We start from the raw sequence: 17,556 nt of genomic DNA on the forward strand, positions 1-17,556 counted from the left end.
AGGCTGACGGTGCCGGATGTGACGCAGAATATGGCGGATCGCGGTGGTGGCAGCTTGAAGCGCAGGCACAAAGGGTGTTGGCTGGGAGTAATGGAAATCACTATGCGCATTGCATGTATTAGGCATTGGAGGAACACGTGAGCGAGGCCGACGCCGCCACTTCGGTAAATGTGGCGGAAAAATTGGGTTTCAAAAACGGGGATCTGATTCAGGAGTTCGGTTACGACGACGACGTCGATTTCGACTTACGTGATGATATTGAGGACCTGACAGGGTCCGAGCTCCTGGACGAGGACGATCACGACGTTGTTGACGCCGTCATTTTTTGGTGGCGGGAGGGCGACGGGGATCTGGTCGATAGCCTCATGGATTCCCTGACCACCCTGAGTGAAACCGGGGTTGTCTGGGTGTTGACGCCAAAGTCCGGGCGCACCGGGTACGTGTCGCCGGCGGAAATCCAGGAAGCGGCGCCCACTGCGGGCCTGCACCTCACCACCTCGGCAGGTGTGTCAAAGGACTGGAGTGCCACCCGCCTGGTCAGCAGGAAGAACAAGTGACGGCAGCTCTTGCTGTAGCCGGGCAGACTGTTCCGGCGGTGGGGGAGCTTGCCCCGGACTTTGAGCTGGTAAACCAGTTCGGAGAACCTGTCCGGTTATCCACCTTCCGCGGGCAGAACGTTGTGCTGGTGTTTTATCCGTTTGCGTTTTCGGGTGTCTGTACCGGCGAGCTCTGCGAAATCCGGGACAACCTGGCCGCGTTCGAGGATGCCAGGGCCACCGTCCTGGCCGTGTCCGTGGACAGCAAGTTCAGCCTGCGGGCTTATGCCGAGAAGGAAAGCTACGGCTTTGACCTTCTGGCCGACTTCTGGCCGCACGGCGCTGTCGCTTCCGCCTATGGAGTCTTCGACCCGGAGAGCGGCATGGCTGGGCGCGGGACGTTCATCATCGATGCAGCAGGAACAATCCGCTATGTCGTGGTGAATCCGCGCGGGCAGGCCCGCGAGCTCGCCGAGTACCAGGATGCTCTGGCAGGTCTGGAACAGGCCTGAGGCCGCATGGACCAGCAGCGGCACGGCATCGGCCTGACGGGCTTCGCCAGCCTGCCGGCCGCTGACCCTGCCGCGCTGTCCAGTGCGGACCTTCAGGGGCTTGAACGCGTCCGGGAGCTTTTGTCCGGCAAGCGGCTGGCGTTACTGACCGGCGCAGGGCTGAGCACCGATTCGGGCATACCGGATTACCGGGGGCCGGACGCCGTGCCACGTTCGCCCATGACGTACCAGGAGTTTGTGCGCGACGGCGCCAACCGCCAGCGCTATTGGGCGCGGAACCATATCGGCTGGTCCCACTTGCGGCACGCAGATCCAAACCCTGGGCACACGGCGGCCGCAGAACTTGAGCGGCGGGGCCTGCTCACCGGGTTGATCACGCAGAACGTCGACCGGCTGCATGAAGACGCCGGCAGCCGGAATGTCATTGACCTCCACGGCCGTTATGACCGGGTGGCCTGCCTCGATTGCAATCGCACCTACACCCGCCGCCTGCTGTCGGAGGTGCTCGAAGAACTCAATCCCGGCTTCCTGGCGCGCGCCACAACTTCCGGCCTCGTGGAAATGGCGCCCGACGCCGACGCCACTGTTGAGGACATTGCTCTGATCAGCAGTTTTGTGGTCGCTGCCTGCCCCGCCTGCGGCGGAATGCTCAAGCCCGACTTTGTCTACTTCGGCGAGAACGTGCCCAAAGAACGCGCAGAAGCCGCCTACGCGATGGTGGACAGTGCAGAGGCATTGCTTGTTGCCGGTTCATCGCTGACCGTGATGAGCGGACTGCGGTTCGTCCGTCACGCGGCGAAGGACGGCAAGCCTGTGGTGATCATCAACAGGGGCGGTACCCGGGGCGACCAGTACGCCACCATCAAGCTCGACGCCGGCGTCAGCGAGGCACTGACCTGGCTCGCCGCCGAACTCCCCGATCTTTGACCGTTCGGGGCCGACCGTGTCGATTGGCTTTTCGTCCCGCCCGTCAGGTAGAGTTTATGTTCGTTGGTTGACGCGCTGAGGTGCGAAAAACCGGCAGTTTGGGTCTTTAGCTCAGCTGGTAGAGCGCCACGTTTACACCGTGGATGTCATCGGTTCGATCCCGGTAGGACCCACCACCAAACCCCGTTGTTCCTGGCCCGAGTGGCCGGGAACAACGGGGTTTTTGTTGCCCCGAGATGGCCCCGCTGGCTCAATACCGCTAGGGCGCCATATTGTCGGTGGCTGTCCCTAGTGTTCCCGCTATGGAATATGTGGTGGTCAAGACGGCCAAGGACGGCAGCCCGACGGCCGTGGTCAGCAACGGCAGGGAATGGGCCGTCGGTGCCGACGCAGTGAGATGGTTTGAGCGTGTGAGCTGGTGGGAGGCGCAGCGGCGTATGCCCAAAGGTCTGGGCCGCGTGGACGTTGAGGTCTTGCAGGTCCAGGTGCGGCTGGGCCGCAATCCCCGGTCCGCGTTGACCACCATGGTGCTGGAGCGCGACGGCCTTGGTGGCGACTGGAGGCTGAGGGAATCCGTGGTGGACGTCGCCTGAACCCGGCAGCCCAGGCCACGGCAACATTCAGGCATTGGAAAACCCTCCACCGCGACTATTGGGGGATGCCGCGGTGGAGGGTCTGAAATGAATATACCGTGAACTTCCTGAAACAAACAAATGCCACGCGAACCAGGGTGCGTGGCGCGGTGGACAGCGCCTTGGCCCGGGCCCTGAATCGCCGCTAAGCCATTATGATGGTTACTGTTCAGCAGATTGAACGCATCTACGCGAAGCGCCCCGGCGTGCCGATCGAAGGAGAATCATGGCCGATTCCCGCACCTCCCGCTCCTCCGAGGGTTTGGGGAGCACATCGCCGGCGCCGGCGGTCACGCGTGCCGCCGCCGTCATGGACGCCTTGTCAGCCTCGGCGACGGGGCGGCTGACACTGAGCGACCTGGCCCGCGAGCTGGGGATCCCCAAGTCGTCCACCTCCAACCTGTTGCTGGCGTTGGAAGAAGCCCGGCTGATCAGCCGCCAGGGCGCCGAATTCACGCTGGGCCGCAAGCTCGTGGAACTCGGCGCCGCCTATCTCAGCCGGCTCGACGAAGTACAGGAGTTCTACCGGTTCTGCGAGCAGGCGCCGACCCTTTCCGGGGAGACGGTACGCATAGCCATGCTGGACGGAACCAACGTGATCTATTTGGCCCGCTATGAGGGTCATCCGGCGGTCCGCCTGACCTCCAACATCGGCGACAAGATGCCGGTGTCCCTGTGTGCCGTGGGCAAGGCCCTGATTGCCCGCCTTCATGACCACGACGTCGACGCAATGTTTTCCGATGACGCCCAACTTCCGGTGCTGACCCCGAAGTCCCTCCGCACCGGGGCCGAATTGAAGGCACAGCTCACAACCATCCGTGAACAGGGCTATGCGTTCGAAGATGAGGAATCCACTACTGGAGTGGTCTGCCTGGCTGTGGCCGTGCCTACGCGCGGTGCCCACGGCCCGAGCCTTGGTTTGTCAGTCACGGCACTTAAGGCCACATACTCCGCGGAGCAGGGTTCCCAGATGGTCAAGGAACTGAACGAGCTGGCGCGGTCCCTGGGCAACCCTATGGGCTGAGTGCCCCCGCTCTGGCGGCCCTATTTAACGTTCGTCACCCCGGTTGTGAACAAAATATCCGTCAACCTCTTGCTGCGTGTTCAACTTGCTGTACTCTGTTCAATATAGTGATCGACACCACGGCGTGTCCTCGCTATCCCACCAGGCCAACGGGGGCCTGGAGTGTTTTTGAGGGAGTTCTTGTGACAACTCGTACTAAATCACCGCAGACTGACATGGACGGCGCCGCCGTCGATCCGGAGCAGCTGCGAAGGGCAACTCTTGCCAGCTCAGTAGGCTCCGCACTGGAGTACTACGACTTCTATATCTACGGCCTCGCCTCGGCCTTGATCTTTGGGCCGCTCTTCTTCTCACCGCTGGGGGAAAGCGGCGCCGTGATCGCGTCGTTCGCCACATATGGTGTGGGCTTCGCAGCCCGCCCGTTCGGCGGCATCGTCTTCGGCTACATCGGTGACCGGTTCGGCCGGAAGATGGTCCTGATCCTGACCATCGGCCTGATGGGCATGGCCAGCTTCGCCATCGGGCTCCTGCCCACCTTTGAACAGGCGGGAATGGTCGGCGCAGTGCTCCTGGTGGCCCTTCGGATCCTTCAGGGCCTGGGCGCCGGCGCCGAGCAGGCAGGCGCCACCACCCTGATCTCAGAAGTGGCCCCGCGCCGCCGTCGTGGATTCTTCGCCGCGCTGCCGTTCGTCGGCATCCAGCTGGGCACCCTGCTCGGCGCGGGCACCTTCGCCCTGATGGCACTGGCCGACAAGGAAGTGCTGCAGGGCTGGCTGTGGCGCGTTCCGTTCCTGGCGAGCGTCATCCTGATTGTCATCGCGGTCTTCATCCGGCTCCGGCTCAAGGAAACGCCGGTGTTCCAGGAACTGGAAAAGCACAAAGCCGTGGCCAAGAACCCCGTCGTGGAGATCTGGAAGCACTCGAAGAAAAACGTGCTCATCGGCATCGGTCTGCGGATGGGTGAAAACGGAAACTCCTCCATTTACTCCGCCCTCCTGGTGTCCTTCATCAGCATGCCCGCCGGGATCTTCGCCGGCGACAAGTTCATCGGCCCCACCGGCCTCCTCATTGCCGCTGGATTCGCAGCAGTCATGGTGGTCACCTTCGGCGCCCTTTCCGACCGCTTCGGACGCGTTCCTGTATACCGCTACGGCGCCCTCTTCCAGGCCGTCATCGCCCTGCCGGCCTTCTACCTGGTCACGCTCGGCAACGTCACCCTCGTCTGGGTGGTCATGGTGGTGGGCATTTCACTCGGCGTGCAGTCCATGCTCGGGCCGCAGTGCGCCATGCTGCCGGAACTCTTCGGCTCCCAGCACCGCTTCACCGGCGTGGCGCTGAGCCGTGAACTCTCTGCCGTCCTGGCCGGCGGATTCGCACCCATGATCGGTGTTGCCATCCTGGCTGCGACAGGCCATTCCTGGCTGGTTCCCGCCATCTACTCCCTGGTCCTGGCGCTGATCTCCTTCGGCACCACCTTCTTCACCCCGGAAACCAACGGCCGGGACTTGCTCCTGGTGGAGGACGCACGCTAGGCACTCCACCCGCGCAATTGGCGGCCTCCCCTTGATCGGGAGGCCGCCTATTTCCGTGCCGCTCGTTATTTGGGCGCCGCCCAGCAAGAATGCGTAACTGATTTGCCGCTGACGGCACGCGGACACAACTGCCGGACACAAAAGAGCCCCTGCTGCGGATTCCTGTTTCCAGGATCCGCGGCAGGGGCACTGAGGTGCGAGCCCAGGGCTGCTCCTTAGTAGAAGTGGACCGGGTCCACGAGGTGGGGGAGGTCGCCGCCGTCGAGGAACGTGCGCAGGTTGCTGCTGAAGCGCTCCGCGATCAGGCGGTTCTCCGCGGCACTGAGCGCCGAGGTATGCGGCGACACCATGACCCTGGGGTGGTTCCACAGCGGGCTGTCCTGGGGGAGCGGTTCCACGGCAAAGACATCAAGGCAGGCGTAGGAGACCTGGCCCTTGTCCAGGGCCTCCAGCAGGGCGTCCTCGTCCACCACGGTGCCGCGGCCCACGTTCACAAACACTGTTCCCGGCTTCATGGCGGCAAACACTGCACGGTTGAACAGCTTCTCCGTGTACGGCGTGCCGGGCAGCGTATTGACGACGGCGTCCGCCGAGGCGAGTAGCCCGGTCAGTCCGTCGTTGCCGGCAACCTGCTCGATTCCTTCGATCGGCTCAACATTCCGCTTGGTGCCGCTGACCGTCATACCCAGGGCGCGGGCGATCCGGGCGGTCTCCAGACCGATTTCGCCCAGGCCGGTCACCACCAGCGTGGAACCGCTGACCAGACGGGTGGGGGTCCGAAGCTCGGGCCACACCTTGGCGGCCTGGTTTTGGGCAAGCTCGGCGCTGCGCTTGAAGCCGTTGAGGATTCCCAGGGCAGCGAATTCTGCCAGCGGCAGGGCGTGGACGCCGGCGGAGGTGGTCACCTTGAATTTGAGGAGGGTTTCCTGGTCCAGCCCGGAAGCCTTGACGGCACCGCCGGCGCCGGCTGCCATGGCGTGGACCCACTGGAGCCGCGGATTTTCGCGCGCGATGCGGGCCAGGCCCGTGGGGCTCTCATTGGGCAGGCCGTACAGAACCTGCGCCTTGTTGAGCATGGCCCAGTACTCCTCCTCCTGCGCGGGAGTGCGTTTGAAGTCCGGATCCCCGGAGTGGTCGGCCGGAAAACGCTCGGGCGGAAGCAGGTCCGGCTCATAGAGGACGGTTACGGAGGGGTCTACGGCGCGGATGCGGTCCACCAGCTCTGCTTCGAGCGGGACGGCGATCGCGACGGTGGTTAGAGTCGTCATAGTGTTCATCATACTGAATAGCGGCTAGGATATTGGACAGATTTCCCTTCATTAACCACACAACGATGTGAGTCGAGGCCTAGATATGGAAGACAGAACAGCGGGCTTTGTAGGCCTGGGGCTGATGGGGCTGCCCATGGCAGCGAATCTGGTCCGTGCCGGCTGGGCGGTCACCGCCTGGAACAGATCCGAAGGTCCCCTCCAGGAGTTCGTGGCGCAGGGTGGCCACTCCGCGCCCGACGTTACATCCCTGCGGGACCTTCCCGTCATCGCCTTTATGCTCCCGGACCTGTCCTTCATCGAGGAGGCCTCGGCGGGGCTGCTGGCGAGCTGGGATGCGAATCCGCCGCAGTCCGGCACTGCCGTGGTGGTCGCAAGCTCCGTCTCACCGGCGAAGGTCAAGGCCTTCGGGCGACGGGTCCACGAGGCAAGCCACGGCCGCGCCACCGTGGTGGACGCCCCGGTCAGCGGCGGAACCAAGGGCGCCACCGACGGCACCCTGGCCATCATGGCCGGCGGTGCCGCCGAAGACTTCCTGCGGCTCGGGCCCTTCTTCAGCGCGATGGGAACCACCGTCAGGCACATGGGCCCCCTGGGCGCAGGATCGCTCGCCAAGGCCTGCAACCAGCTGATTGTGGGAACCACGACGGCGGCGCTCGCCGAAGCGGCCGAGCTCGCCGAGCGCTCCGGGATGGATCCGGCGGCGCTGTTCGACGTCCTGGCCGGCGGCCTTGCGGGCAGCCGGGTGCTGGAGAATGTGGGACCGCGTCTGGTCCGGAAGGACTACACACCAACGGGCCCGGCGAAGTTTATGCATAAGGACCTGTCCTTTGTGCTCGAATCAGCCCTGGCCGCCGGCGCTGCCGTGCCGATGGCGACGGCCGGCGTCGAGCTTTACGCCGAACTGAAGCGCCAGGGCCTTGGCGATCAGGACCTTGCCGTGGTCCGCCAGGCCATTTCGAACATGAGTGACAACACCACTAGCTCGGAACCTGCGGATGCCGCAACGAAAGGGACAGCTGCACCATGAGTGGACTTTTTGATTTGACGGGGCGGGTTGCCCTGGTGACGGGTTCGAGCCGGGGGATTGGTAACGCGTTGGCGCGGGCGTTGGCCGTGGCCGGGGCGACGGTGGTGCTGAACGGAATCAACGCGGAGCGGTTGAAGGCGGCGGAGACGGCGATGGCCGCGGACTTCGCGCCCGGGCGGGTCCATAGTGTCGCGTTTGATGTGACGAGTGATGCCGAGGCTGCCCGCGGTATTTCGTGGGTGGAGGAGCACGTGGGGCCGCTGCAGATCCTGGTGAACAACGCCGGGATCCAGCACCGGGTGCCGATGCTGGAGCTCGATGTCGCGGACTGGGAGCGGGTGATCAGGACGGATCTGACGAGCGCGTTCCTGGTGGGGCGTGAGGCGGCCCGTCACATGATCCCGCGGGGCAGGGGCAAGATCATCAACATCTGTTCGGTGCAGACGGACCTGGCCCGGCCCACGATTGCCCCGTATGTGGCGGCGAAGGGCGGGCTGCGGAACCTGACCCGGGCGATGACGGCGGAGTGGGCGGGGTCCGGGTTGCAGATCAACGGGATCGCCCCCGGCTACATCCATACCGAGATGACGCAGAATCTGGTCGATGATGAGCAGTTCAATGCCTGGATCCTGGGCCGGACCCCGGCGCACCGGTGGGGCACGGTCCAGGACCTGGCCGGCCCGGCGGTGTGGCTGGCCTCGGACGGTTCGGATTTTGTCAACGGGCAGACGATCTTTATCGACGGCGGAATGACGGTGGTGGTCTGATGGGCACTTCAGCAGTGGCTCAGGGGACCGAAGCAACAGTTCTGCCGGTGTCGGGTGCGGCGGTGGTGGCGCATGCGGCCGGGGATCTGCGGATCGAGGAGGTCCCGCTGGCGGCACCGTCCGCGGACGAGGCTGTGGTCGAGGTTTCCTACGGCGGGATCTGCGGGTCGGACCTGCATTACTGGCTGCACGGGGCGGCGGGCGAATCCGTCCTGAAGGCGCCGATGGTGCTGGGGCATGAGATTTCCGGGACCGTGGTCCGGGCCGCGGCGGACGGGACCGGCCCGGCCGCGGGCACCCCGGTCGCGGTCCACCCGGCCACCCCGGGCCCGGGTGCGGGGGAGGTGCGGTGGCCGGCGGACCGGCCCAACCTGTCCCCGGGCTGCACCTATCTGGGCAGTGCGGCGCGGTTCCCGCATACCGACGGCGCGTTCGCCCGGTACGTGAACCTGCCCGCGAGGATGCTGCGGGCGCTCCCGGCGGGCGTGGATCTGCGGACCGCGGCGCTGATCGAGCCGGGCGCCGTGGCCTGGCACGCCGTCGGACGGGCCGGGGATGTGGCGGGCAAGAGTGTGCTGGTGATCGGGTCCGGGCCGATCGGTGCGCTGGCCGTCGCGGTCCTTAAACGTGCCGGCGCGGCCCGGATCACCGCCGTCGACGTCCATGCCAAACCGTTGGAGATCGCCGCCGCCGTCGGAGCGGATCGCACCCTGCAGGCCGGGGACACGGACGCGATCGCCGCCGTGCAGGCCGACGTCGTCATCGAGTCCTCCGGCAGCCACCACGGCCTGGCCTCAGCCATTCAGGGCGCGGGGCGGGGCGGGACCGTGGTCATGGTCGGGCTGCTGCCCACCGGACCCCAGCCGGTCCTGATCGCTTTGGCCATCACCCGGGAACTGGACCTGCGCGGATCCTTCCGCTTCAACAACGAGATCGACGACGTCATCACCGCCCTCGCCGACGGCACCCTGCACATCGGCCCCGTCATCACCCACGAATACCCCCTCAACCAAGGACTCGAAGCCTTCGAAACCGCCAAAAACTCCGCCGCATCAGGAAAAGTCCTCCTCAACTTCCAACCGGAATAGCTGAGTGTTTGGCCGCGAACGGACGCTTGAGTCCTCGCTCAAGGGGGCTTAAGTGTCTGTGAGGATTGTGGTGGCTGGTCTGGGACTGGCTGGCAGAGTGGGTATTGGCCGTTCAGCCCCGTGGGATGTGACTCATTAAGTGTTTGGCCCTGCAAGGGGTGTCTTTGAATGGATCTGTCCATCCGCGGGGTTGGCGGCCGGTACCACCCGGCCCACCTCGGTAACTTGATCAGAAGGTTGTCCGCCTCTTTGGGGGCGTGGCTCGTCACAGTGTTGTTCCGAAGTGACCTCTACCCGGACTGGTACCGGCCGTGTACGGCCCTGACCATATCCGCGAATAGAGGAAGGTGCCAGAACCGCTATGACTATCGTTGCTCATTCCCGCCCTTTTGTCGTCGGCGTCGATACGCACGCCAAGAACCATGTCTACGCCATCATCACCGGCAACACCGGTGAGCTGACCGCCACCCGGGACTTCCCCACCACCGGGGCCGGCATTACCCGCGCAATCGCCTGGGTCGCGCGCCGCACCGGCGCTGATCTGGCGACCTTGTGGGTGATCGAGGGTGCTGCTTCCTACGGCGCTCTGCTGGCCGGTTCCGTCGACGCCGCCGGCTACACGGTCGCCGAAGCCGCGCGCATGGATGCCCGAGCCCATCACGGGGTCGGCAAATCAGATCCGCTCGACGCGCACCGGATCGCCGCAGCCGTCCTGCCCCTGGATGAGCAGCAACTGCGCCAGCCACGGCTGAACGAAGGAGTCCGAGCTGCCCTGCGGATCCTGGTCACCGCACGGGAATCCATGACCACCGACCGTACCCGGGGCGTGAACGCGTTGACCGCCCTGCTCCGGGTCAACGACCTTGGCCTGGATGCGCGCAAACCCTTGACCGGAACCCAGATCACCGAAGCCTCCCGCTGGCGGGCCCGGGAAGAACCGCTGGCTCAGTCCGTTGCCCGCGCCGAAGCAGTCCGGCTGGCCAAACACATCACCGAACTCGACGCGGACATCAAAACCAACAACGACCAAATCACCGGACTGGTCGAAATCAGCGAAGCCGCACCCCTCCTCAAGGAGACCGGGATCGGTCCCGTCACGGCCGCCATCTGCCTGAGCGTCTGGTCCCACCGGGGACGCGTCCATTCCGAGGCCGCCTTCGCGTCCCTGGCCGGAGCCAGCCCTATCCACGCCTCGTCAGGGAACACCGTCCGGCACAGACTCAACCGCGGCGGGCGACAGAACCCTGAACAAGGCCCTGCACATCATCGCCCTGAGCCGGATGACCTTCGAGCCCGCCACCATCGACTACGTCCAGAAACGCCAAGCCGAAGGACGAACAAAAAAGGAGATCCGCCGGTGCCTGAAACGCTATCTCGCCCGACGGATCTACCGAATACTCAACGCCGCAAACCCAGACCCCGGCCACGCTTGACAACCATAGAAGGATCCTTTCGCGCTTAAGCCCGGCGGACCGGGATGAACACCCTGGGCTGGTCCGTCCACGTTCCGGACAGCCGAGAGGTCGTGCGGCGCATGATCTGTTCAGAAGCGGCCCGGGCGGTGGCGGCGTCCCCGGCGGCAACCGCTTCGGCGAGATCGACGTGCCACTGCAGCGCCCCCTCATGGGGGTGGTCCGGCATCAGTCCGTGGACCGTGCGCCCCGTCAGCGTCTCCGCCACCTGCCCCATCAGGTTGGCGAACATTTCGTTCCCCGATCCGGAGAGGAGGACGGAGTGAAACGCGATGTCCAGCTCCAGGAACTTCTGCGCGTCCCCGGAGTGGCCGGCGTCGCGCAGGGCATGGGCAATGTCCACCAGCTCACGCCGGAGCTGCGCCGGGGCATTGTTCGCGGCCAGCTCGGCAGCTGCGGGCTCGACGGCGGAACGCAGTTCGATCAGTGACCGCAGCTGGGCGCCGCGGGCGTCGCTGGACAGCCGCCAGCGGATGACCTGGGAATCGAAGGGGTTCCAGCGGCTCGGCGGCAGCACCCGGATCCCCACCCGCTTCGTGGTTTCCACGAGGCCCAGGGACTGGAGGACCCGCACGGCCTCGCGGACCACGGAACGCGAAACCTGCAGTTCTTCCTCAAGGTGCTCGGCCAGCATGATGTGTCCGGTGGGCAGCTCGCCCGTGATGATCCGCGTGCCAAGGTTCTCGATGGCACGGTGGTGCAGGCTGGTCGACATGGACTCAAGCCTAAACTGGGATTGACTGGCCCCGTTCCACAAAGTGGGCACCGCTTCCCTCAAGCCGATTGAATATATATGCTTTATTAGGATCCATCGGTTCGTGACAGCGTGCTTCGCAGCGAACGCGGAGCCATCTGCACATCCATTGCACAACGAAATTGGAGTTTTGATGTCTGCACACATCGGTGTCACCGGCCTTGCGGTGATGGGCGCCAACCTGGCCCGCAACCTGGCCCGCAACGGCTTCACCGTTGCCCTGCACAACAGGTCCGTCGAAAAGACCGACGCGCTGCTCGAAAAGCACGGCACGGACGGCGACTTCGTCCGTACCGAGACGCTGCAGGAACTTGTTGACTCGCTGGAGAAGCCCCGCCGCGTCCTGATCATGGTCAAGGCCGGCAAGCCGGTTGACTCGGTCATCGAGCAGCTTGAACCCCTGCTGGAAGCCGGCGACATCATCATCGACGCCGGAAACTCCCACTACGAGGACACCCGCCGCCGCGAAGCCGCGCTGGCGAAGAAGGACCTGCACTTCGTCGGCATCGGCGTCTCCGGCGGTGAGGAAGGTGCCCTGAACGGCCCGTCCATCATGCCCGGTGGTTCCAAGGAGTCCTACGACGCCCTCGGCCCGCTGCTCGAAAAGATCTCTGCGCACGTCGACGGCAAGCCCTGCTGCGCCTGGATCGGCACCGACGGGGCCGGCCACTTCGTCAAGATGGTCCACAACGGCATTGAATACGCCGACATGCAGGTCATCGGCGAAGCCTTCGACCTCCTCCGCTCCGGCGCCGGCATCGAACCCGCAGACCAGGCCAAGATCTTCGAAGAATGGAACAAGGGCGAGCTCGCCTCCTTCCTGATCGAAATCTCCGCCGAGGTCCTGGGCCACGTTGACACCCGCACCGGCAAGCCGTTCGTCGATGTTGTGGTGGATGCAGCAGGCCAGAAGGGCACCGGCCGCTGGACGGTCATCTCCGCGCTGGAGCTTGGTTCCCCGACATCGGGCATCGCCGAGTCGGTCTTCGCCCGCGCCCTGTCATCGCAGTCCGAACAGCGCAAGATCGCCCAGGAATTGCTCGCCGGTGAGGAAATCGCCGTCGACGTTCCGGACACCTTTGTTGAGGACGTCCGCCAGGCGCTGTACGCGTCCAAGCTGGTTTCCTACGCCCAGGGCCTGGACATGCTGACCTCGGCAGCCAAGGAATACGGCTGGGACCTCAAGCTGGACGAGATTGCTTCGCTGTGGCGCGGCGGCTGCATCATCCGTGCCGAGCTGCTCAAGGAAATCACCAACGCCTACGCCGCCGAGGACAAGCCGGCCAACCTGCTGTTCGCCCCGGCGTTCACGAAGGCCATCGCCGAGGTCCTGCCCGCATGGCGCCGCGTGGTCTCCACCGCCGTCCAGCTCGGCATCCCCGTGCCGGTCTTCTCCTCGTCGCTGGCCTACTACGACGGCCTGCGCCGCAAGCGTCTGCCGGCCGCAGTGATCCAGGGCCAGCGTGACCTCTTCGGCGCGCACACCTACGGCCGTGTTGACGCCGAGGGCACGTTCCACACCCTGTGGGGCGAGGACAAGTCCGAAATCGAAGCAGTGGACACGCACTGATCCCCATGCTCTGATTGCATCAAGCTGCAAGCCCTGCGGCCGGCACTTCCCGGATATTCTGGGAGCTGCCGGCCGTTGGCGTTTCCCGCAGCAGCCGCGGTGTCCGTCCATCCAAGGAGTCAGAATGCCCAAGCCAGTCGCATTTGTTACGGGAGCCTCCACGGGTATCGGCTTCGAGGCGGCGAAGAAGCTCAGCAGCCATGGCTTCATCGTCTACGCCGGCGCCCGCCGCGTGGACAGGATGGAGCCGCTGAAAGCGCTTGGCGTCCAGGTCCTGGCACTGGACGTGACGGACGACGATTCGATGCGTGCCGCCGTCGGCCGTGTCCTGGAAGAGCGCGGGCGGATAGACGTTCTGGTCAACAACGCCGGCTACGGCTCCTATGGGGCGCTGGAAGACGTGGATCTGGCCGAAGGCCGGCGCCAATTCGAAGTGAACGTCTTTGGCCTTGCCAGAATGACCCAGCTGGTCCTGCCGGCCATGCGGAGTGCGGGCCGGGGCAGGATCATCAACATCTCGTCCATCGGCGGAAAATTCTACGAACCCCTTGGTGCCTGGTACCACGCCACGAAGTTCGCCGTGGAGGGCATGAGCGATGCACTGCGGCTGGAACTCAAGCCGCACGGCATCGACGTCGCCATCATTGAACCGGCAAGTACGCTCAGCGAATGGGGCCGGATTTCCGCTGACGGGCTGCTGGCCAGCAGCGGCGAGGGGCCGTACGCTGCCCAGGCAAAGCACATGGCGGATGTCCTGGCGTCCACGGACAGGCCGGAAACGTCAACGCAGCCGGCGGTGATTGCTGCGGCTGTACTGCACGCGGCCACGGCCGCGCGTCCCCGGACCCGGTATCCGGTGGGCAGGGGAGCGGCAGCCATTCTGGGCCTGCGGCGCGTCCTGCCGGACCGGCTCTATGACGCGGTGGTCATGGCAGTCCTGAAGCGTGTTGCCGGGTAGAGGCTGCAGCGAAGGGTCAGATCCGGTATTCGATGTCGTACTCGGCTGGATCCACTGCGGGCTTGGTTTCGCGCTGGGCATCGCGGTGGCGCCACTTGGCAGGCACCCCGGTGACAATCGATTCCGGCGGCGCGTCCTTGACCACCACGGCGTTGGCGCCCACGGCGCTGTCCCGGCCGATGGTGATGGGTCCCAGGATCTTGGCCCCGGCACCGATGGTGACCCGGTCCTCAATGGTGGGGTGGCGCTTGACCTTGGCCAGGGAGCGGCCGCCCAACGTGACACCGTGGTAGATCATCACGTCTTCGCCGATTTCGGCGGTCTCGCCGATGACCACACCCATGCCGTGGTCGATAAAGAAGCGCCGGCCGATCGTGGCGCCGGGATGGATCTCGATTCCGGTCAGGAAGCGGCCCAGCTGCGACACCAGTCGCGCCGGGAACCGCAGCCCCGGGGTCTGCCACATGCGGTGCGTCAGCCGGTGGATCCAGATGGCGTGCAGCCCAGAATAGGCGAAAAAATTCTCAAAAGAACCTCGAGCCGCCGGGTCGTGTGACCGGGCGGCGTCGAGGTCTTCCTTCAGTCTTGCGAAAAAGCCCACAAAGTTCTTTCTACAGGAAACGGGGCGACAACGGACTGATCAGCCGCGGATGTCGTCATAGAGCACGGTGGAGATGTAACGCTCACCGAAGTCGCAGACAACCGCCACGATCAGCTTGCCGGCGTTCTCCGGACGCTTGGCCAGTTCCAGGGCACCCCAGACGATGGCGCCGGAGGAGATGCCGCCGAGGATGCCTTCCTTGACGCCGAGTTCACGGGCGACGCGGACGGAATCCTCCAGGGTGGCGTCCAGGACTTCGTCGTAGACGTTGGTGTCCAGGATTTCCGGGATGAAGTTCGCACCGATGCCCTGGATCTTGTGCGGCCCGGGAGCGCCGCCGTTCAGGATGGCGGAGTCCTTCGGCTCGATGGCCACAATCTGGACGTCAGGATTGCGTTCCTTCAGGACCTGGCCGACGCCGGTGACGGTGCCGCCGGTGCCGATGCCGGCGACGAAGATGTCCACCTTGCCGTCGGTGTCGGACCAGATTTCCTCGGCGGTGGTGGTGCGGTGGATCTCAGGGTTGGCCTCGTTGGCGAACTGCTGGGCCCAGATGGAGTTCTCCGTGTTGGCAACGATTTCCTGGGCCTTTTCCACGGCGCCGCGCATGCCCTCGGAACCCGGGGTCAGCACAATCTCGGCACCGAACGCCCGCAGCATAACGCGGCGTTCGGTGGACATGGTCTCGGGCATGGTCAGGATGACCTTGTAGCCGCGGGCAGCGCCCACCATGGCCAGGGCGATGCCGGTGTTGCCGGAGGTGCCTTCAACAATGGTGCCGCCGGGCTTGAGGGCGCCGGACTTCTCGGCGGCGTCAACGATGGCTACGCCGATGCGGTCCTTGACGCTGTTGGCCGGGTTGTAGAACTCCAGCTTGACCGCCACAGTGGCGCCCAGGCCCTCGGTGAGCCGGTTCAGGCGGACCAGCGGAGTGCCGCCGACCAGCTGCGTTACATCGTCATAGATCCGTGCCATGTAGATATGCCTATCTCTCAAGAGTGAATGCTGAGGTCAGCCTAACGATGGCTGAGCGGCCGCTGCTAAGCATTAAGCCATGCAGAGTAATATTTCCTGGCCTTCGCGAGCTTCGGATTGATGATCACCTGGCAGTAGCCCTGCTCGGGATACTTGGCGTAATAGTCCTGGTGGACGTCTTCCGCCACATGGAACCGTGGCAGCCGGCTGACCTCGGTCACAATCGGGTGCGACCACAGGGCCTGGTTCCGTTCGATGGCTTCCTCGAAGAGAATCTTCTCCTCGGTGTTCTCATAGAACATGGACGAGCGGTACTGCGTGCCCACGTCGTAGCCCTGGCGGTTGAGCGTGGTGGGATCGTGCAGCGCGAAGAACATGTCCAGGATGACCTCGGGCGGGATGACGGACTCGTCGAAAGTGACCGCCACGACCTCAGCATGGCCCGTGGTCCCGCCGCAGACGGAGTAGTAGTCAGGCCGGGGGTCATGGCCACCCGTGTAGCCGGAAATCACCGAGGAGACTCCCTTGGTTTTCTGGTAGACAGCATCAAGGCACCAGAAGCAGCCCCCGCCAAGAACAAAAGTTTTCATGACCTCTTCAATGGTTGAGCGCGCCGGATGATTCCCTGACCACCCTACGAGACTTTGAAAGATGCCGGGCAAACGGCCCGATGGGGTAAAACTGAGACTATGGAATCTGCAGACACCGGCGTTACAGATGCGGACAAGCACGACGACGGCACCCTTACCGGGGAGGACGCTGCAGCGGATGGTCCGGCTGCTCCCACGCTGGGCCAGGTTCTGCTGGCGGTCGAGGAACTCTGGCCCGAGTCGCTGGCCGAAAACTGGGACGAAGTAGGGCTCGTGGCCGGCCACCCGTCAGCGCCCGTGACCAGGGTGATGTTCGCCGTTGATCCCACGCTCACGGTGATCGAGGAAGCCGTGGAATGGGGTGCCGAGCTCCTGATCACCCACCACCCGCTGCTCCTCAAAGGCGTCACGTCCGTGGCCGCCACCACCGCCAAGGGGCAGGCCATCCACCGTCTCATCGAGTCTGGCACCGCGCTCCTGACCGTCCACACCAACGGTGATTCCGCCGTCGGGGGCGTTTCCGACGTCCTGGCTGATGCGCTGGGACTGGAGGGCGTCGTCCCGCTGACCGTTGCCGCGAACGGCCTGCCCGAGGAAGGCATCGGACGCGTGGGTGATCTGGCGGACGTGATGAGCCTGGGCGATTTCGCAGCCAGGGTGTTCGGCATCCTGCCGTCGGTGGCCGGGGGAGTCCGCGTGTCCGGGGATAAGGATGGGCTGGTGCGGCGCATAGCCGTGTGCGGCGGGGCGGGGGATTCCCTGTTCAACGAGGTGCGGGCCAACAATGCCGACGTCTATGTCACCGCCGACCTCCGGCACCATCCGGCGTCCGAAGCCCGCGAAGCGGCAGTGAACGGCCGGCCGTACCTGATTGACGTTTCGCACTTCGCCAGCGAATGGCTCTGGCTGCCTGCCGCGGCGTCGGCACTGGGCAATGTGCTCGCCGATCAGGGCCACGACGTCGAGATCCAGGTAAGCACCACCAACAGCGATCCGTGGGACTTCATTCTGACTCCTGGCTAAGCCTGGCGTGCGAAGTCCGTCGCCGGGCCCACACCGAGCGCAGCGAGGTTTGGGAGCCGGTGGGGACGTAGCGAGGCAGGGGAGCACGCCAGGCGCTGATATGTAGGTCCGGTTGTCAAGGGGCAGAGGTGAGCGGCTCCAGGCTTTTGGTTCCGGGGGCCGCTCATCGTGTGCCGGCAGGTCGTGGTCTGGGTGCTGGCGAGTCTTTCTCGACTGCAGTGTCAGGCTGACATTCGCGGGTTGGTTACCGCATGACGATTTGTTCGGCTGGAGCTTATCGGTGTCTAGAATCGAGCG

General features: G+C 64.8%; 17 protein-coding genes, 1 tRNA gene and 1 pseudogene. 14 read left to right on the forward strand and 5 right to left on the reverse strand.

Features of this window, described 5'->3' with window-relative positions; genetic code table 11:
• Positions 1 to 137 precede the first annotated feature (137 nt).
• The 7 genes from MUN23_RS18015 to MUN23_RS18045 all read left to right on the forward strand — a co-directional run bounded on the left by MUN23_RS18015 (position 138) and on the right by MUN23_RS18045 (position 5,163).
• Positions 138 to 557 carry a DUF3052 domain-containing protein gene (locus tag MUN23_RS18015; RefSeq protein WP_248760175.1) on the forward strand — a complete coding sequence of 140 codons (420 nt, stop codon included), beginning with the start codon at positions 138 to 140 and terminating at the stop codon, positions 555 to 557.
• The gene (locus MUN23_RS18020; RefSeq protein ID WP_058932125.1) at positions 554 to 1,048 is read left to right on the forward strand and encodes a peroxiredoxin; all 495 of its coding nucleotides are present in this window, start codon (positions 554 to 556) and stop codon (positions 1,046 to 1,048) included. Before MUN23_RS18015 ends, MUN23_RS18020 begins: the two co-directional genes overlap by 4 nt.
• A gap of 6 nt (positions 1,049 to 1,054) precedes the next feature.
• A complete protein-coding gene (locus tag MUN23_RS18025) occupies positions 1,055 to 1,975 on the forward strand; it encodes an NAD-dependent protein deacetylase (RefSeq protein ID WP_248760177.1) in 921 nt (306 codons plus the stop codon).
• Between the two features lie 100 nt (positions 1,976 to 2,075).
• Positions 2,076 to 2,151 (forward strand) — tRNA-Val (locus tag MUN23_RS18030).
• A 126-nt stretch (positions 2,152 to 2,277) separates the two neighbouring features.
• Positions 2,278 to 2,568 (forward strand): hypothetical protein, encoded by a 291-nt coding sequence (locus MUN23_RS18035; protein WP_248760179.1) that lies wholly within the window; start codon positions 2,278 to 2,280, stop codon positions 2,566 to 2,568.
• Between the two features lie 265 nt (positions 2,569 to 2,833).
• Positions 2,834 to 3,631, forward strand: a complete 798-nt coding sequence (locus tag MUN23_RS18040) for an IclR family transcriptional regulator (RefSeq protein ID WP_104061272.1) — start codon at positions 2,834 to 2,836, stop codon at positions 3,629 to 3,631.
• 215 nt (positions 3,632 to 3,846) lie between these two features.
• Entirely contained in the window at positions 3,847 to 5,163 is a 1,317-nt protein-coding gene (locus MUN23_RS18045) for an MFS transporter (protein ID WP_248764131.1), read from the forward strand.
• A 215-nt stretch (positions 5,164 to 5,378) separates the two neighbouring features.
• On the opposite strand, the gene MUN23_RS18050 is transcribed toward MUN23_RS18045, so the two are convergent.
• Positions 5,379 to 6,443, reverse strand: a complete 1,065-nt coding sequence (locus tag MUN23_RS18050) for a D-2-hydroxyacid dehydrogenase (RefSeq protein ID WP_371875933.1) — start codon at positions 6,441 to 6,443, stop codon at positions 5,379 to 5,381.
• A gap of 73 nt (positions 6,444 to 6,516) precedes the next feature.
• Between MUN23_RS18050 and MUN23_RS18055 the strand changes: the two genes are divergently transcribed.
• The 4 genes and pseudogenes from MUN23_RS18055 (at position 6,517) to MUN23_RS18070 (ending at position 10,749) form a co-directional block, all read left to right on the forward strand.
• Positions 6,517 to 7,461 (forward strand): NAD(P)-dependent oxidoreductase, encoded by a 945-nt coding sequence (locus MUN23_RS18055; protein WP_248760181.1) that lies wholly within the window; start codon positions 6,517 to 6,519, stop codon positions 7,459 to 7,461.
• Positions 7,458 to 8,228: an SDR family oxidoreductase gene (locus MUN23_RS18060; RefSeq protein ID WP_248760182.1), complete on the forward strand. Its 771-nt coding sequence runs from the start codon at positions 7,458 to 7,460 to the stop codon at positions 8,226 to 8,228. The genes MUN23_RS18055 and MUN23_RS18060 overlap by 4 nt, the downstream gene beginning before the upstream one ends.
• On the forward strand, positions 8,228 to 9,316 hold the full coding sequence (locus MUN23_RS18065; protein ID WP_248760183.1) for an L-idonate 5-dehydrogenase: 1,089 nt from the start codon (positions 8,228 to 8,230) through the stop codon (positions 9,314 to 9,316). Before MUN23_RS18060 ends, MUN23_RS18065 begins: the two co-directional genes overlap by 1 nt.
• A gap of 361 nt (positions 9,317 to 9,677) precedes the next feature.
• Positions 9,678 to 10,749, forward strand: a pseudogene (locus MUN23_RS18070) (IS110 family transposase).
• A gap of 25 nt (positions 10,750 to 10,774) precedes the next feature.
• On the opposite strand, the gene MUN23_RS18075 reads toward MUN23_RS18070, so the two are convergent.
• Positions 10,775 to 11,503: a FadR/GntR family transcriptional regulator gene (locus MUN23_RS18075; RefSeq protein ID WP_248760184.1), complete on the reverse strand. Its 729-nt coding sequence runs from the start codon at positions 11,501 to 11,503 to the stop codon at positions 10,775 to 10,777.
• A 172-nt stretch (positions 11,504 to 11,675) separates the two neighbouring features.
• Here MUN23_RS18075 and gndA point away from each other — a divergent pair, with 172 nt between their 5' ends.
• Together gndA and MUN23_RS18085 are read left to right on the forward strand one after the other, a co-directional pair.
• Positions 11,676 to 13,112 carry an NADP-dependent phosphogluconate dehydrogenase gene (gndA, locus tag MUN23_RS18080; RefSeq protein ID WP_104060870.1) on the forward strand — a complete coding sequence of 479 codons (1,437 nt, stop codon included), beginning with the start codon at positions 11,676 to 11,678 and terminating at the stop codon, positions 13,110 to 13,112.
• Between the two features lie 124 nt (positions 13,113 to 13,236).
• Positions 13,237 to 14,070, forward strand: a complete 834-nt coding sequence (locus MUN23_RS18085; RefSeq protein WP_248760185.1) for an oxidoreductase — start codon at positions 13,237 to 13,239, stop codon at positions 14,068 to 14,070.
• Positions 14,071 to 14,086: 16 nt separating this feature from the next.
• Here the strand turns inward: MUN23_RS18085 and epsC are convergent, their stop codons facing one another.
• From epsC to msrA, 3 genes are all read right to left on the reverse strand, one after another.
• Positions 14,087 to 14,671 (reverse strand): serine O-acetyltransferase EpsC, encoded by a 585-nt coding sequence (epsC, locus tag MUN23_RS18090; protein ID WP_058932136.1) that lies wholly within the window; start codon positions 14,669 to 14,671, stop codon positions 14,087 to 14,089.
• 39 nt (positions 14,672 to 14,710) lie between these two features.
• Positions 14,711 to 15,646, reverse strand: a complete 936-nt coding sequence (gene cysK, locus MUN23_RS18095; protein ID WP_058932137.1) for a cysteine synthase A — start codon at positions 15,644 to 15,646, stop codon at positions 14,711 to 14,713.
• Between the two features lie 65 nt (positions 15,647 to 15,711).
• Positions 15,712 to 16,236 (reverse strand): peptide-methionine (S)-S-oxide reductase MsrA, encoded by a 525-nt coding sequence (gene msrA, locus MUN23_RS18100; protein ID WP_248760186.1) that lies wholly within the window; start codon positions 16,234 to 16,236, stop codon positions 15,712 to 15,714.
• A gap of 99 nt (positions 16,237 to 16,335) precedes the next feature.
• Between msrA and MUN23_RS18105 the strand changes: the two genes are divergently transcribed.
• Complete coding sequence (locus MUN23_RS18105; RefSeq protein ID WP_058932139.1) at positions 16,336 to 17,259, forward strand: Nif3-like dinuclear metal center hexameric protein; 924 nt, start codon at positions 16,336 to 16,338, stop codon at positions 17,257 to 17,259.
• The last annotated feature ends 297 nt before the right edge of the window (positions 17,260 to 17,556 follow it).

This window comes from Pseudarthrobacter sp. SSS035 (assembly GCF_023273875.1).
Taxonomy (GTDB): domain Bacteria; phylum Actinomycetota; class Actinomycetes; order Actinomycetales; family Micrococcaceae; genus Arthrobacter.

What these genes read in the sequence shown, in the direction of transcription:
- MUN23_RS18025 (WP_248760177.1), top strand. Translation starts at nt 1,055, where the DNA reads ATGGACCAGCAGCGGCACGGCATCGGCCTGACGGGCTTCGCCAGCCTG.
- MUN23_RS18035 (WP_248760179.1), top strand. Translation starts at nt 2,278, where the DNA reads ATGGAATATGTGGTGGTCAAGACGGCCAAGGACGGCAGCCCGACGGCC.
- MUN23_RS18040 (WP_104061272.1), top strand. Translation starts at nt 2,834, where the DNA reads ATGGCCGATTCCCGCACCTCCCGCTCCTCCGAGGGTTTGGGGAGCACA.
- MUN23_RS18045 (WP_248764131.1), top strand. Translation starts at nt 3,847, where the DNA reads ATGGACGGCGCCGCCGTCGATCCGGAGCAGCTGCGAAGGGCAACTCTT.
- MUN23_RS18050 (WP_371875933.1), bottom strand. Translation starts at nt 6,443, where the DNA reads ATGATGAACACTATGACGACTCTAACCACCGTCGCGATCGCCGTCCCG.
- MUN23_RS18055 (WP_248760181.1), top strand. Translation starts at nt 6,517, where the DNA reads ATGGAAGACAGAACAGCGGGCTTTGTAGGCCTGGGGCTGATGGGGCTG.
- MUN23_RS18060 (WP_248760182.1), top strand. Translation starts at nt 7,458, where the DNA reads ATGAGTGGACTTTTTGATTTGACGGGGCGGGTTGCCCTGGTGACGGGT.
- MUN23_RS18065 (WP_248760183.1), top strand. Translation starts at nt 8,228, where the DNA reads ATGGGCACTTCAGCAGTGGCTCAGGGGACCGAAGCAACAGTTCTGCCG.
- MUN23_RS18075 (WP_248760184.1), bottom strand. Translation starts at nt 11,503, where the DNA reads ATGTCGACCAGCCTGCACCACCGTGCCATCGAGAACCTTGGCACGCGG.
- gndA (WP_104060870.1), top strand. Translation starts at nt 11,676, where the DNA reads ATGTCTGCACACATCGGTGTCACCGGCCTTGCGGTGATGGGCGCCAAC.
- MUN23_RS18085 (WP_248760185.1), top strand. Translation starts at nt 13,237, where the DNA reads ATGCCCAAGCCAGTCGCATTTGTTACGGGAGCCTCCACGGGTATCGGC.
- cysK (WP_058932137.1), bottom strand. Translation starts at nt 15,646, where the DNA reads ATGGCACGGATCTATGACGATGTAACGCAGCTGGTCGGCGGCACTCCG.
- msrA (WP_248760186.1), bottom strand. Translation starts at nt 16,236, where the DNA reads ATGAAAACTTTTGTTCTTGGCGGGGGCTGCTTCTGGTGCCTTGATGCT.
- MUN23_RS18105 (WP_058932139.1), top strand. Translation starts at nt 16,336, where the DNA reads ATGGAATCTGCAGACACCGGCGTTACAGATGCGGACAAGCACGACGAC.